This is a genomic window from Pseudoalteromonas sp. MQS005, assembly GCF_001661605.1.
In the GTDB taxonomy this organism is placed as follows: Bacteria; Pseudomonadota; Gammaproteobacteria; order Enterobacterales; family Alteromonadaceae; genus Pseudoalteromonas; species Pseudoalteromonas tetraodonis.
Genome location: NZ_LYRQ01000024.1, coordinates 18380 through 32578, shown reverse-complemented (window position 1 = coordinate 32578; position 14199 = coordinate 18380). Strand labels below are relative to the sequence as shown.

The following is a 14199-nucleotide window of genomic DNA, read 5'->3' as shown; positions in this document are numbered from 1 at the left end:
AGTTATTATGACATCATTACAACCTACTCAATTATTGAATACTGAAGAGCGTATTAACCAAGCCGTGGCACTATTAAAAGCGGGCGAATGCGTTGCCTTACCCACAGAAACTGTATATGGCCTTGCTGCCGATGCGAGCAATAGTGATGCTGTAGCAAAAATATTTGCCGCGAAAGGACGCCCGACAAACCACCCGTTAATTGTGCATATTCCTGAACTATCACATGTGCACCACTGGACAAAAAATGTAAATAAGGCAGCGATTACACTTGCTGAAGCCTTTTGGCCAGGCCCGCTCACACTTATTTTAAATGCAAAAGATAATTTAAATAGCCCTGTAACAGGTGGCTTGAATAGCATTGGTTTACGCGTACCAGCACATCCGCAATTTTTAGCCGTTTTAAAACAATTAAATACTGGGCTTGCAGCTCCCTCAGCTAATCGCTACAAACAACTAAGCCCAATAAATACAGCCCATGTTATGCGCGATTTAAATGGCCGAATTAGCGCGGTATTAGAGGGCGGTCAATGTGATGTGGGTATTGAATCAACGATTGTTGATGCCACCACTGAGCAGCTTCGCATTTTACGCCCAGGACCTATATCCGCTGCAGATATTTTGCAAAAAACCGGACTGAATGTCACTACACCGCTTTCACACAATGAGGCAGTGCCTGGCAATGTAAAAGCGCATTACCAGCCACATGCTCCTGCAACACTTATTAATAGCGCAGATTTTCCAAGTGTTTTGAGTAAAACACCGCATTTGCAAACACATTATTTAATCTATTCAACCAAGGCAGAGCAACAGTTATTAGCTAATCACATTTCGCCTCAGTACATTACTAAGCTAAGTGCTTGCCCTGTTGAGTATGCTAAAAACATGTATAAAACGCTGCATTATATCGATGAGACAACACCGATGAATATTTATATCGAAAAGCCGCCAGTAAGCAGTGAGTGGGGGGCTGTGAATGACCGCCTTAGCCGTGCCACCACAGTATTTGCAGGATAAGTTAATTAACCGTTAGGTATTCAATAACCGTTGCTGCTGCCACTGGTTTATAAAAGTAATACCCCTGAAAACGTTTACAGCCAATATCAACTAACATATCAAACTGTGCCTGTTCTTCAACGCCTTCAGCTATAACACTTAAGTTATGGCTGTTGGCAATTGCAATAATACTTTGCACCATACTATTTGATTTAGAGTCCACCAAAATATCATCAACAAAGCTCTTATCTATTTTCAGTTCATCTATCGGTAAGCGTCTCAAAAGACTCAGTGATGAATAGCCTGTGCCAAAATCATCCATTGAAAAGCGTATTCCACGTGACTTTAAGCTCTTAATCGTATCAATCACATGTTCAAGATTATCCATAAAGAGGGATTCTGTTATTTCTAAAATGATACTTTGCGCAGTAACATTGTGCGTCTCTAAACTGTGTAATAATGTAGGAATAAATACACTACTTTGAAATTGCATTACTGAAATGTTTATTGCCAATTCAAGAGGGGTATCGCTGTGTTGCTGCATTTTTGCAAACTCACCAATAGATCGCGCTAAAACAAAGTCACCAATTTTAAAAATTAAATCACTTTGCTCTGCAATAGCAATAAACTCAGCGGGTGATACCATACCAAGCTCACCATCTTGCCAACGAATGAGCGCCTCCATAGCATGGATTTTACCCTGTTCATTTACTTGGCACTGATACGCCATAGACAATGACTGCTCGTTTAACGCCATATTAAGACGCTCTTCTACTTTTAAACGACGTAAGTAAGCTTGTTTAATATCAGCATGATAATGACACAGCCATTGGCCGGTATCTTTTGCCCACTGGTTAGCTAAATGCGCACTTCGTACGAGCTTACTCTTTGTTATACCATGCTCTGGATAACAGGCTATGCCCACACTTATATTAAGTAATCGTTCACTATTGTTGGTTTCATATTGCTGGATTGCTGACTCTAAAATATGCTCGAATGCACGTCTGTTTTGCTCATCAAAAGTGTGAGGTGCAATAATACAAAATTCATTCCCACTATTTCTAAATACTAAATAGGGTGATAAAAATGTTGTTTTTAAAAAGCCAGCAAAGGTTTTTATCGCTTTATCGCCAAACTCCATGCCAAAGCGATTATTCATAGAACGCAAGTTGGTAATGTTAATGATTGCTAAGCTAAACGATGTTTCTTTTTTCTCTTCAAAGCTATCTCGTAACGCTTTTCGATTTGGGAGTTTGGTCAAATCATCATGTCTTGAAAGATGGAATAGCTCATCAATACGCTTTTTTTCAGCACGTGCAATAAGCCTAAAACCAAAAAATAGCACCATACAAATAAACACATAAACTAGGACATACAAGCCAACTTTCCAATAATACAGATTTTTTATTGGTTGCATCGCCATTTGTGACAGAGTCCACAACTGATAACGGTTATCAAATTTTGCTGAGGTGATATACGGTTTGCCTTTTACCGTCGTTTCTATGCTAAACACTTCCTCGGAAGATTTAAGTGTTTGCTTTGTTTTACCTGTTTGCTCTATCAAAGCATTACCCGATAACCCCAATACCTCTTTAGTCTGGGTTTTTATATAACTTGCTATATCTGCATCTCTAATCGAGCTGTATTGAATAAAGCCATCTATTTCTCTTGCTAGCATGATGTAATCATCACGATTACTTTGCAAAATATTTAAGTACTTAGTCCCTCTCGACACCGCCATACCTGCCGTCATAACCGCGATTACTGTGCCGCTCTTATCGCGTAATGCTTTTCTTATTGGGATGACCCACTCTTGTAAAGATTCATTAAAGTAAGTCTGTCCTAATACCATTTTGTCTGATACGAGGGTTTGCGCAAAGCTTTGGCGTGTATTTTTATTTTCTTTCAGGTTGATCATGGTTGAAGCGTTTAAGTTTGAGCTGTAATAAATAATCTCGCCTTGCGGATTAAACAGTCCAAAGCCTAATAACACGGGATTTTCGAGCAAAATATTATCAAGAAGTTTAATTGTCGACGTTTTTTCATGTAAATTATTATTAGAGAGAATATCTCTACCAATTAAATCTAGCATCAGCTCTTTATTTCTAAGGGTGCTTTTAAGTGCTTGCGCAGAAAATTCCACACGATTTTGGGAGCTCGTGCGGTAATCTTTTTTGATGTTTTTCCACTCGTAAACCAAAAGCACGCTTAATAAAATTAAGCCACCCAACAGCAAAAAACAGAAGAGTTTCCATAAATTATTTTTTATTAGTGCCATCTAATTCTCACAACCCCGCCACAACCTGTTTGGTAGTGTGTTATGTATTTGGGCTCTTAAAAGCACTTTATGGCTAGCTTGGTTTTTTTTCAAGCAATTTTATTGCAAAATTAAGAAAATACACACAAATAAACACCTTTAATTAACAATAAAGGCAACATTAATTAACAACCAGCAAGCTCGATAAAAGCATTATTGTTATTGCTAAGCTAAGGCCTCGTTGTGTCCTTGCATTTAATAAACGATATTATTAAGCGACTATTGTAGTTTATTTATTAAATATAATATTGATTTAAAACAATAGCTTTAGTTGTAAAATGTAATTTAAACCAGCTCATGTATGAAGTCGTTTTGTTTAGTCATAATTTTGCAATAATGATCGGTAATAATAGCTGCATTATTAATCAAAAATAGCATTTGAAGCCCCTCATGAGCGAATCTATAGTGCAACTTACCTTTGCACTTCCGTCATTTGAAGATCCTATGTCTGCGGCAATGAGCCACAGCATGGAATTTGAAACGCTATCGCAGGATGCTAACTGTCAGCATCAAATCACACTGCAATGCGTTTTACCTGAGGCTGCTCATGAAAGTGATATTATTTCGCTAAGCGCAACTGAGCCAAATGCACGAGCGGCTCAATACTACACAGAAAAAACACTCAATTTATCTGATTTAGAACAAGGGCGAGTCAACCTGACTTTGAGTCAAATAGCACATAGTCATGATTTTGTGATGCAAATGATTTTGCATGGTAAGCACGGCACGTTAAAAAATAGTTTGCAGTTTGATATGCATATTAACCAATTTGGTAGTGGTTATACTGCACCTGCAACTTATATAGCGCCGCCTAGGCCGCATCGGGTACGTCAGTATTTCGCTAATATGGGAACAGCTTTACTTTCGCTTTTTTAGTTATTGGCGCACACTTTTCCACTGGTTTTTATTACTCAATCAGCAAAGCTCACTTTACCCATAGTTATGTCTAAAATCCCTTGGTTGTTATTATTTAAGCTTTGACGTTGCCCAGCCAAACATTCATTTGCCAAAATAGCAAACAGCACGGCCTCTTTGGCATCAGGATTTACGCCTAAACTCTCGGTGTTTTTAAACGCCTTAATGTTTGGGCAGTGCATCAATAATTGCTCCATTAATAATGGATTATGAATACCTCCACCACTGGCATACACTACACAGTCTTGAGTATGTTGAGCACAGTCATTTAATGCCTTAGCAATCGTAGTGGCAGAAAGGGCATTTAAAGTCGCTAAAACATCTTCGTGGTTTAGTCTTTGTGTCGTTGAATGCATTTGTGCCTCCCGTAAATAAGCTAAATTAAACACCTCAGGTCCGGTTGTTTTAGGCAGAGGTAATTTAAAAAACGCGTTATCGGTAAGCGCAGCAAGAAGCTTTGTATTCACTTTACCAGCTTTGGCAAGTTTAGCTCCCTCATCATAATGGAGCCCTTTAAAATAATGCTGTACATAAGCATCCATAATAGTATTGCCAGGGCCAATGTCAGAGCTAAAGACCGCTCCAGTATCGCCGTTTTTAGGTAAAAATGTTAAATTAGCAATGCCCCCCATGTTGAGTAAAATACGATTTTCATTTGGGCTGGCAAAAAACAAATAATCTCCATACACAGCTAATGGTGCGCCTTCACCACCAGCAGCAATATGCTTTTGCCTAAAGTCACCTATCGTGGTAATGCCTGTAGTAACCGCTATTTGATCGCTGTCGCCAATTTGTAGCGTGCCATTTTTAAAATCGTGGTGGTTATGTTGGGATTGCGGGCAATGATAAATAGTTTGCCCGTGACTGGCTATTACATCAATATCGGCTGGATTTACTTGCCACAGTGCTAAACACTGATTAACCATAGCACCATGGAGTTTACCTACCCACGGATGTAACAAAGTCAGCACTTCTAAATCGCATTCGCGCTTAGCAAACACCTGTTTTATTTTAGTTTTATACTCGTCCTTGTACTCAACCGTGGTGAATTTTAATACCTCTATTTGGGTATGCAAACCCGCTCCGGTTATTTTACATAGCGCCACATCTAAACCATCTAAAGAGGTGCCACTCATTAGGCCAATAATTAAACGACTGGGCTTTTTAGCGCTATTATAAAGGGCGGCAATGTGTGGGTGCATAGTGACTCTGTGTAGGTACTTTTTATTATATTTTAAAAGAGTTTAAAGCAAAGTTATAGCTGTATACACTTTAATTTTAAAAAGATAGTTTCATTGTTTAAACGCCTAAAGCTTGCTAGGTTATTGGTTGATAATAATAAACTTATTTACCATATGATGATTTTACGTGAGTTCAAGCAACACGATACCTTTCAAATAGTAACCATTTTGAACGATAAGCAAGTAGCACGCTATTTATCCTCTAAAATTCCATTTCCGTATACGCAGGCAGATGCGAATTGGTGGGTAAACGAGGGAGCAAAATGTGGCATCATTAAAGCCATCGAAGTTGATGGCCTGTGCGTTGGGTGTATTGGTATTACTCCTGGTGAATTTGAGTATAGCCGCAGTGGCGAAATAGGCTATTGGCTTAGTCAGCAATATTGGGGGCAAGGTATTATCACCCAAGCCATTGGGTTGATTATTAGGGTCTGTTGACCTTTCAAGGTTAAATTTGCAACAGTCTGTTTGGTATTTAGGCAAGGCAGAGCCTATGAGGTGTGGTTATTCCACATAAATAGGCGATAACGCAGCATTAATGCTAAACAGGCGCTGCCCTTCGGGTTCTGCCTAGGGGCTATTTACTCTTTGTTGCTCGGTTTTGACTTAGCCCACTAGGTTACAAACCTCGCGCCGCGATTAAACCGCCCCTAGTTTGAACAAATTGTAATCCGCAAAGGTCAATAGACTCTAAAGAAGTGTTTAAAAGTACTAATTTAAACCGTATTTATGCGGCTGTATTTGCTGGTAATGCGGGCTCAATAAAGGCGCTGCTTAAAAGTGGCTTTAATACCGAGGCTATTTTAAAACAAGCAATTTATAAAAATGGTCACTATTTTGATAGCCATATATTTAGCATGCTAAAAACAGAGTAATTATTCTAATTAAATGTTTGCAAAGGTTGAATTAACCCCCTCTCGCCCAAAGCTCGTGTATCAAGGTACAAATTTTATCTGCCTATCCGCGCATTATTGTTGAGCCGTGTATTGTTTTAAAGCTTAAACATTCGGTAATAGGTGGTTTTTTCACTTTATTTTGGAGATTTTTATGTCTACAACTAGCCGTCAATTTACTTTAGCCTCGCGCCCACATGGCGCCCCTACCAATGACAACTTTGAATTTAAAAGCAAAGAGCTTCCATCGTTAAAAGAGGGCGAAGTACTGTTGCGTACAATTTACTTATCATTAGACCCCTACATGCGTGGCCGTATGAGCGATGCTAAATCGTATGCCGACCCTGTCGAAATTGGTGATGTAATGGTTGGTGCAACGGTGTGCCAAGTAGAAACATCTAAAAACGATAAATTTAGCGAAGGCGAATGGGTATTAGCGTACACAGGTTGGCAAACTTACGCCATCTCAAATGGCGAAGGCTTAATGTCATTAGGTAAAGAACCAACAAACCCTTCATATGCATTGGGTATTATGGGTATGCCTGGCTTTACCGCCTACATGGGTTTACTCGACATTGGCGCCCCTAAAGCAGGTGAAACCGTGGTCGTTGCAGCAGCAACGGGACCTGTTGGTGCAACGGTTGGCCAAATTGCTAAAATTAAAGGCTGTAAAGTGGTTGGAGTTGCCGGTGGCAGCGAAAAATGTGCTCATGCCGTTGAAAAGCTAGGCTTTGATGCCTGTATTGATCACAAAGCCGATGACTTTGCCGAGCAATTAGAAAAAGCATGTGACCAAGGCATTGATGTTTATTATGAAAATGTGGGCGGAAAAGTGTTTGACGCCGTATTACCTTTGCTTAATACCTCAGCGCGCGTTCCTATCTGTGGTTTGGTATCGCAATATAATGCGACCAGTTTGCCTGAGGGCCCAGACCGAATGGGCATGTTAATGGGACAATTACTAACTAAGCGCATCAAAATGCAAGGCTTTATTATTTTTGATGATTATGGCCACCGCTATGACGAATTTGCACAAGACATGCAAAAATGGCTACAAGACGGAAAAATTCAATACCGCGAACATCTGGTAGAAGGCATTGAAAACACCATCAGTGCATTTAACGACATGATCAGTGGGAAGAACTTTGGTAAAACCGTAGTAAAGATTAACAGCCCACTATAATAACATTCAGGCTGTGTTGTAATTCAACACAGCTCAATAAGGAAGAAAATGATTAAACTACACCATTTAAATAAATCTCGCTCTAAACGTATTATTTGGTTACTAGAAGAGCTTGAGGTCGATTACGAAATTGTTGCTTACCAACGTAACACTGAGACTTTTTTAGCCCCTGATGAGCTTAAAAATGTGCATCCGCTGGGTAAATCGCCAGTTATAGAAGATGATGGCTTAGTGATTGCCGAGTCTGGCGCTATCACAGATTACCTGATCACTAAATATGGCAAAGGTAAATTTGCCCCAAAAGCAGGCACCCCTGATTACGTTGACTACCAGCAATGGCTACATTTTGCAGAAAGCTCAGCAATTTTACCGCTTTTACTCAAAATGTTTGTGCAAAAAGATGGTGCTAAAACCCAGTTTTTAGAGGGCTATGCTGATGCAGAAACCGCTAAAGTGATTGGCTATTTTAACAGCCGTCTTGAAGGCAAGCGTTATTTAGTGGGCGAGACCCTAACCGGTGCCGATTTTATGATGTCGTTTATTGTTGAAATCGTTAAAAATGCAGGCCAGTTAGAGCACTTTAAAAACCTGGTTAAATACGATGAGCAATTACAATCTCATGAAAAATTTCATACCGCTAACGAGTTAGAAGCCAAGTACGACTAACCTACCTTTCGCTTTGATTGTGGTTTCACAGTCAAAGCGATGCCCGCTTTTCTATTCAGGCCTATCCAGGTAGATTTGTTTAAAATCATTAAAATGTGCTTCAAAAAGTGCAACTAAGTTTGGATCAAAATGATTACCTGCACCTTTAATTATTTCCGCTTTTGCGTCATCCATACTCCAAGGCTCTTTATAACAACGGCGACAACATAACGCATCAAACACATCAGCAATCGCAGTAATTCGTCCCTCTAAACTGATTTCTTGCTGTTTTTTTGCGTGCGGATAACCGGCTCCATCCCAACGCTCGTGATGATCAATCGCAATGTTTGCAGCCATATCAATAACAGGATTAGCTGTCCCTTTGAGAATTTCCCAGCCCTTAGTGGTATGCTGTTTCATAATTTCCCACTCGTCAGCATCTAATTTTGCTGGCTTATTTAAAATGAGATCTGGTACCCCTACCTTTCCTACATCATGTAATTGCGCAGCTAGGCTAATTTTATCGCAGTACGCTTGATTTTGATTATGCAGCTGCGCGAGTAATTTTGCATATAAGCCAACCCTAATTACGTGAGATCCCGTTTCCTTGGAGCGCGACTCCATGGCACCTCCCATCAGTGAAATAGCCAGCTGCTGGGTTTCTTCAATTGAATTAGCTAATAATAAACTTTCAAATGTGAGAACAACATTGCCCAAAAACAAGTCAACAAGCTGTTGCGCTTCTTTTTTAACCGGTTGCAATGATTGAAATGCGAGTATTGAATCTAGACCTTTTTGTGAATGATGAAAATAAACATAATGATCTTCTGCAATAAAATTCTGCTTGGTTTGTTTCGCCCTTAAAAAGTACTCTTGATGCTTTTTCGGAATACTATCAATACCACTTCCCGTGAACAGATGTATACCTGAGACTTCCCCTTCAATCATTTGCAACTTTTCATCTAACTGACAAATACCAAATACTTTAGGCGCATCAATATATAAATTGGCCGAGCTCATATTCAGTACAAGTTTTAACTCTTCCATGACAACAGAGGTAAACTCTACCAAGTCACCAATTTGGGTAATGGTAGAGATAGCTTTTATTAGTCTTTTTAAATTATAGCGGTGAGTTTGTAGCATACAAATATCGCGGTAGGCTCGTAAAGAGGTATAAAAAATCAATTCAAGATCTTGGCTTTGCAGTTGGCTCTTCGCTTTATAGCCATCAATATCATAATCGCGAATAACACTGCGCTCAGGCGCAACCCCAGGCTGACCTGTTCGCAAAATAATTCGACTATAACCATTTTGTAAGTCTTGGCGAATAAATCGCGCAAGATCTAATCCTGCATGTTCTGTTTCCATTACGACATCTAGTAAAATTAATGCGTAACGTTCTGAGCTTTGTAGTTTCTCTTTCGCCTCAGATGCACTGTAAACACTGTGTAGCTCAACAGGGCGTTGCTCAAATTCAAAGCGCTTCATTGCAAGTTGAGTTACCTGATGCACAGAGTCATCGTCATCAACAATTAAGATTTTCCATGGCTTAGCATTGCTGTTGGCAACCGCTTTATCTGACACTACATCATCTTGTAACCACTCCATAAACACACCCTGCTATTAATTAATTCGGTGGCGTTACCGGAAATTGAATGAAAAAATAAACGCCTGTGGATTCTTTTTGCTTTACTGCAATTTGCCCTTTCAGGCGGTGAACTACGAGGTTATAAACAATATTCATCCCCAAGCCACTGCCGCCACCCGCTCTATTTGTAGTGTAAAACGGGTCAAACACTTTTTTCTGAACTTCATCTGTCATGCCTTGACCACTGTCTTGATAATGAATACAGACAGAGTCTGAGTACTCAATATGAACACTTATCTGCCCTTTTTTTCTACCATTTTGAAAACCGTGAATAATTGAATTCATTACTAAATTAGTGAAAATTTGCGCTAAGGCACCAGGATCAGAATACACTTCTGGCTCAGGCTCCGTTGCACTAATGGTAATATCAACCGGTGTTGCTTTAAGGGTATGATAGAGGCTTTTTAGCACCTCATTAAAATAACTACTTACATACAAATTACGTAATTCTTCGGTTGTTTGATCAACCGCTACACGTTTAAAACTGCTTATTAAATCAGCGGCACGTTGCATGTTTTTTAGCAAAATGTCACAGCTTAAATCAACTTCACTAATAAACTCACTAAACTCTGTTTTACTTAAGGTGCCAGAAGCCACTTTGTTTTTAGTTTCGATTAACATTTCTCGCAAATGAGATGTCGCTGTAACACAAACACCTAACGGTGTATTCACCTCATGTGCCACACCACTGACTAAACTTCCAAGTGAAGACATTTTCTCTGCTTCAACAAGTTCCTGCTGAGTGCGACGAAGCTCTATGGTTTGCTCAAGTAGAGCCTGCTCTGCCTCATGGCGTTTACTCGACATTAAATTAATAGAATCACTTAAACTGTCATAAGGGCTGCGCTTAGAAACTGTTTGAGAAAAATCCCCAGCTGCAATCGCAGAGCAAACCTGATCAATATCTTTACTGGCTTTAATTAAACGCTCAAAGCTTCTAAACATGGTGCCAAGCTCATCCTTTTGAGTCATATACTTTTGAACATGAATAGATAAATCTCCATTAGCTAGCTGTTCAACAGATTTAATCGCAATATTAATACGCTTGGTTGTTCGGTTAATAAAATACCAAAAGAGTAAAAACACCAGTAATACACTTGCAAAAGCCGCTGCCAATAATGGGCTAAATTGCGCTTGAATAGGCCCAATAATATCGGTTTCAGAGCGACGCACTATCACTGTCCAATGCCCAGTGGCAACCTTGGCTTTATCAAAATAGAATATTCCAGAATCAAAAGGATCGTTAGCAGATAATATTTCTCTTGCTTGCCCCTGTGATTTTAGCTGTTTGGCTATACTTGCATAATCTGTGTCTAAAATGGCTTTCGTTTTTAGTCCTGAATGATTTAATGTCGTGGCAATCACGTTGTCACGTTGGCTGAGTAACAAAACATCAATTTTTAGTTGCTGCTTTATGGTTTGTAAGAATTCCGTTATATCAGCAAGTGCTCTATCTACACTTGCCATACCGACAAATTCGCCATTAATAATAATTGGCGAACTTTGTTCAACCAGCATTCTTCCCTCGTAAACATAGGGCTCAGTGATCATCGTCTCGGTATTACCATCACGTAAAAACTGTTGACGTACTCCCTCATAATAAAGACTTGATTCCATATCGACCAAGGGCTCAAGTAACAAACGTTCAGAGTCATTAAAATCACGATGCCAATAAGGTAAAAAACGGCCAGTTTGGTCTACATAAACGCCCTCTTTTAACGGTGGAGCATTAATATAGGCTTGATCTTGATTATCGGCATTAGGCTCATAACCAAACGAAGCCCCCACAAATGAAGGGTTCATTTTAAGCACTGCACGAACAAAATTAATACTTGCCTCTCTATTACCAAACAACCCATTTTGCTGTGCTAAGGCCATAATCTCTGTAGTGCGTACCGCTAATTGCGTTTCTTCATTTACCTTCGCGGCAATCGTATCTGCCGTCTGGCTTAAATTTAGTTTTGCTTGTATAACAGCCTGATTAAGGCTAGTTGAATACCAATAACTCAAGATACTGGCAATAATGAGCATGACGGGCAATGCCAAATACAGCAGCATCTTTCCTTGCAAAGAGTGTATGAGTGGTAGTCGCATAATTTTAGGCTTAAACAAGCAAGCCAACATCCTGAGGATCTGAAGTATTAAGCTTAAAAATTAGACTATAAAAACTTTCTAGGCAAATCAATTGTGTAGAAATTAATGCAGAAGCGGGGTATTAAAATACCCGCTATATAACGGACAAGGTTGTTAAATAGAGTATCGCTTGGAAACAAAAGCGTTATTTATATAATTTATCAGACTCGCTGAGTTGTAGAGCAGACTGTAAAGTTCTTATTGTTTAATCGACCAACCGATAACCCACAGCGGGTTCAGTTAATATGTATTTTGGACTAGCAGGGTTAGCTTCTAGTTTTTGTCTGAGCTGCGCTACATGTACCCGCACATATTCAGGACGATCTATGTACTGCGCTCCCCAAATATGGCTTAAAATTGCATTATGAGTGAGTACTTTATCTTTATTTTGAAACAGCAATAATAATATTGCGTACTCTTTTTTAGTCAGTTTTATCTCATTCCCTGAGGTGGTTACTATGTGCTTTTGTGGATCTATTTTTATATTCCCACAGGTAAACGCCACACTCGGCTGACTTTGGGTGCGCAATAACACCCGAATTCTGGCGAGTAACTCATTCGCGCTAAACGGTTTGGTAATATAGTCATTTGCTCCATTATCAAGCGCGGTTACCTTTTCAACTTCGCCATCTCGCGCTGACAGCACCAAAACAGGTAAGGCACTCCATTGTCGAAACTCAATCAGCCAGTCTTGACCGTCCATATCTAACAAGCCTAAGTCTAATAACACAAGATCATAACTTTGCTCACTTAAACGTGCAAAACCATCTAAGCCTTTATCACAAATACTTAGCTCGTAACCACTGGCTTGCAACAAGGTTTTTAAAAAGCTTTGTAAAGGGGGAGAGTCTTCCAATATTAAGATTTTAGTCATTGTCTTTTTCCCAGATCAATTTTGCGTACGCCATCTGTGTCTCGTTGTTAATTGTTAATGTAAATGTACCTTGGTGAAATTTAGCCACTACATCACAAATAATACTGCCCAGCCCAACGCCTTCATCGCTACTTGTTTGCGCTTTAGTGATCACGTTATTAGTGAGAAGTAACTGATAACATACCTTTTGCTGATTGCTACTTTGAGTAAATTCAACGCTCACCTTCCCATCACCATAACGCCATGCATTTTCGAGCATATTAGCTAGCGCAATTTCTAATAAAGTCACATCCCCTGCGCATTTTGACTGAGCGTCTATATTGGTATCTATAACAAAATGAGTGAGTTGCTGCTGTCTGCGAGCTTTGGCTTCACTGAGTAATGCTTGTAAGTTTATTGTTTGCCAACATAGGTTTTCACCCATTTTATTAACTCGGCTTAACTCCATGACTTTATCAAAGTGCTGATTAAGTATTTTACTTTGCTCATAAATATTACTCGCTTGCTCTTTTATCACGCTGTCGCTGAGGGTAATTTCATCATCTGCAAGCATGCTGGATGCGCCCATAATAGTTGCCAATGGTGTGCGTAAATCATGTGACAAACTACGTAAAAGTGCATTTTTAGCGCGTTCTAATTCCGCTTGCACCGAAATAGCAGCCGACTGCTGGCGTAATAACGTTTTTTCATGTACTTGATAAAGCAGCGAAATAGCGGTATCAGCAAAGGCTTTTTGCCCTTGCGTTAACCGTTTAGTAAAATTAAACCCGCCCCAGCTCGGGTTAGCCTCACTAAGTAATATAAATTCACTGTTGCCTCGCGGTGCTGCAGGCATAAATGTGCAAGATGCATTTAAATGCTTACCGATCCGCTGTACAAAGTACTTTTTTTGTTCGTCCAGCGTATCTAGGCTATTTAGGTCTTTTGCCAGTTCATACAAGGTGCGGCTATTACTTGCGTGTAATTGCACATCTCTGACTTTAGTAATGAGCTCTCCCGCCAATTGACTGATCACAAAACCAACAATTAGCATAACAATAAAAGTTACTAAATATTCTATGTTTTCAATATGAAAAGTAAAATTAGGGGCAACAAAAAACCAATCTGTACATGCGACACTTACTAAGGTGGTCAGTATCGCAAGGCGACGGTTACTACGTACAGCAACCCAAGTCACCCACAATAACTGAAGCATTACAATATCGGTAGTAGTAAACCAGTTACGAACAGGGAAAATGGCCATAACCACAATTAATGGCATTATTACCGCCAAAAAAAATGCTTTATACCACCTTGGTTTGGCCTCGACCTGATTCATTAATTATTCCTCTAACATTTGAGCACTTAGGTTACTGC

The 14199-nt window shown here is 39.6% G+C and carries 10 protein-coding genes and 2 pseudogenes; 6 read left to right on the top strand and 6 right to left on the bottom strand.

The genetic code is table 11. The features are described from left to right. Positions 1 to 7: 7 nt before the first annotated feature. Positions 8 to 1015 carry an L-threonylcarbamoyladenylate synthase gene (locus A9479_RS10125; protein WP_033103010.1) on the top strand — a complete coding sequence of 336 codons (1008 nt, stop codon included), beginning with the start codon at positions 8 to 10 and terminating at the stop codon, positions 1013 to 1015. Between the two features lies 1 nt (position 1016). Here A9479_RS10125 and A9479_RS10120 read toward each other — a convergent pair whose 3' ends face one another. After that, positions 1017 to 3272, bottom strand: a complete 2256-nt coding sequence (locus A9479_RS10120; RefSeq protein ID WP_064663345.1) for an EAL domain-containing protein — start codon at positions 3270 to 3272, stop codon at positions 1017 to 1019. Between the two features lie 429 nt (positions 3273 to 3701). On the opposite strand from A9479_RS10120, the gene A9479_RS10115 reads away from it, so the two are divergent. Further along, positions 3702 to 4187 carry a hypothetical protein gene (locus A9479_RS10115; RefSeq protein ID WP_064663344.1) on the top strand — a complete coding sequence of 162 codons (486 nt, stop codon included), beginning with the start codon at positions 3702 to 3704 and terminating at the stop codon, positions 4185 to 4187. Between the two features lie 35 nt (positions 4188 to 4222). Here the strand turns inward: A9479_RS10115 and A9479_RS10110 are convergent, their stop codons facing one another. Continuing rightward, positions 4223 to 5428: an anhydro-N-acetylmuramic acid kinase gene (locus tag A9479_RS10110; RefSeq protein ID WP_064663343.1), complete on the bottom strand. Its 1206-nt coding sequence runs from the start codon at positions 5426 to 5428 to the stop codon at positions 4223 to 4225. Positions 5429 to 5581: 153 nt separating this feature from the next. Between A9479_RS10110 and A9479_RS10105 the strand changes: the two are divergent. The 4 genes and pseudogenes from A9479_RS10105 to A9479_RS10090 form a co-directional block, all read left to right on the top strand. After that, a pseudogene (locus tag A9479_RS10105) lies at positions 5582 to 5890 on the top strand (GNAT family N-acetyltransferase); the annotation flags it as partial. Positions 5891 to 6168: 278 nt separating this feature from the next. Further along, positions 6169 to 6342: pseudogene (locus tag A9479_RS10100) on the top strand (GNAT family N-acetyltransferase); the annotation flags it as partial. A 172-nt stretch (positions 6343 to 6514) separates the two neighbouring features. Further along, entirely contained in the window at positions 6515 to 7543 is a 1029-nt protein-coding gene (locus A9479_RS10095; RefSeq protein WP_013462909.1) for an NADP-dependent oxidoreductase, read from the top strand. 48 nt (positions 7544 to 7591) lie between these two features. Beyond that, the gene (locus tag A9479_RS10090; RefSeq protein ID WP_033103015.1) at positions 7592 to 8209 is read left to right on the top strand and encodes a glutathione S-transferase family protein; all 618 of its coding nucleotides are present in this window, start codon (positions 7592 to 7594) and stop codon (positions 8207 to 8209) included. Between the two features lie 51 nt (positions 8210 to 8260). On the opposite strand, the gene A9479_RS10085 is transcribed toward A9479_RS10090, so the two are convergent. The 4 genes from A9479_RS10085 to A9479_RS10070 all read right to left on the bottom strand — a co-directional run bounded on the left by A9479_RS10085 (position 8261) and on the right by A9479_RS10070 (position 14161). Continuing rightward, the gene (locus A9479_RS10085) at positions 8261 to 9796 is read right to left on the bottom strand and encodes an HD domain-containing phosphohydrolase (RefSeq protein WP_033103016.1); all 1536 of its coding nucleotides are present in this window, start codon (positions 9794 to 9796) and stop codon (positions 8261 to 8263) included. 19 nt (positions 9797 to 9815) lie between these two features. Next, the gene (locus tag A9479_RS10080; RefSeq protein ID WP_231893559.1) at positions 9816 to 11930 is read right to left on the bottom strand and encodes an ATP-binding protein; all 2115 of its coding nucleotides are present in this window, start codon (positions 11928 to 11930) and stop codon (positions 9816 to 9818) included. Positions 11931 to 12174: 244 nt separating this feature from the next. Then, the gene (locus tag A9479_RS10075; RefSeq protein WP_024602614.1) at positions 12175 to 12843 is read right to left on the bottom strand and encodes a response regulator; all 669 of its coding nucleotides are present in this window, start codon (positions 12841 to 12843) and stop codon (positions 12175 to 12177) included. After that, positions 12836 to 14161: a DUF4118 domain-containing protein gene (locus A9479_RS10070; protein WP_064663342.1), complete on the bottom strand. Its 1326-nt coding sequence runs from the start codon at positions 14159 to 14161 to the stop codon at positions 12836 to 12838. The genes A9479_RS10075 and A9479_RS10070 overlap by 8 nt, the downstream gene beginning before the upstream one ends. Between the last annotated feature and the right edge of the window lie 38 nt (positions 14162 to 14199).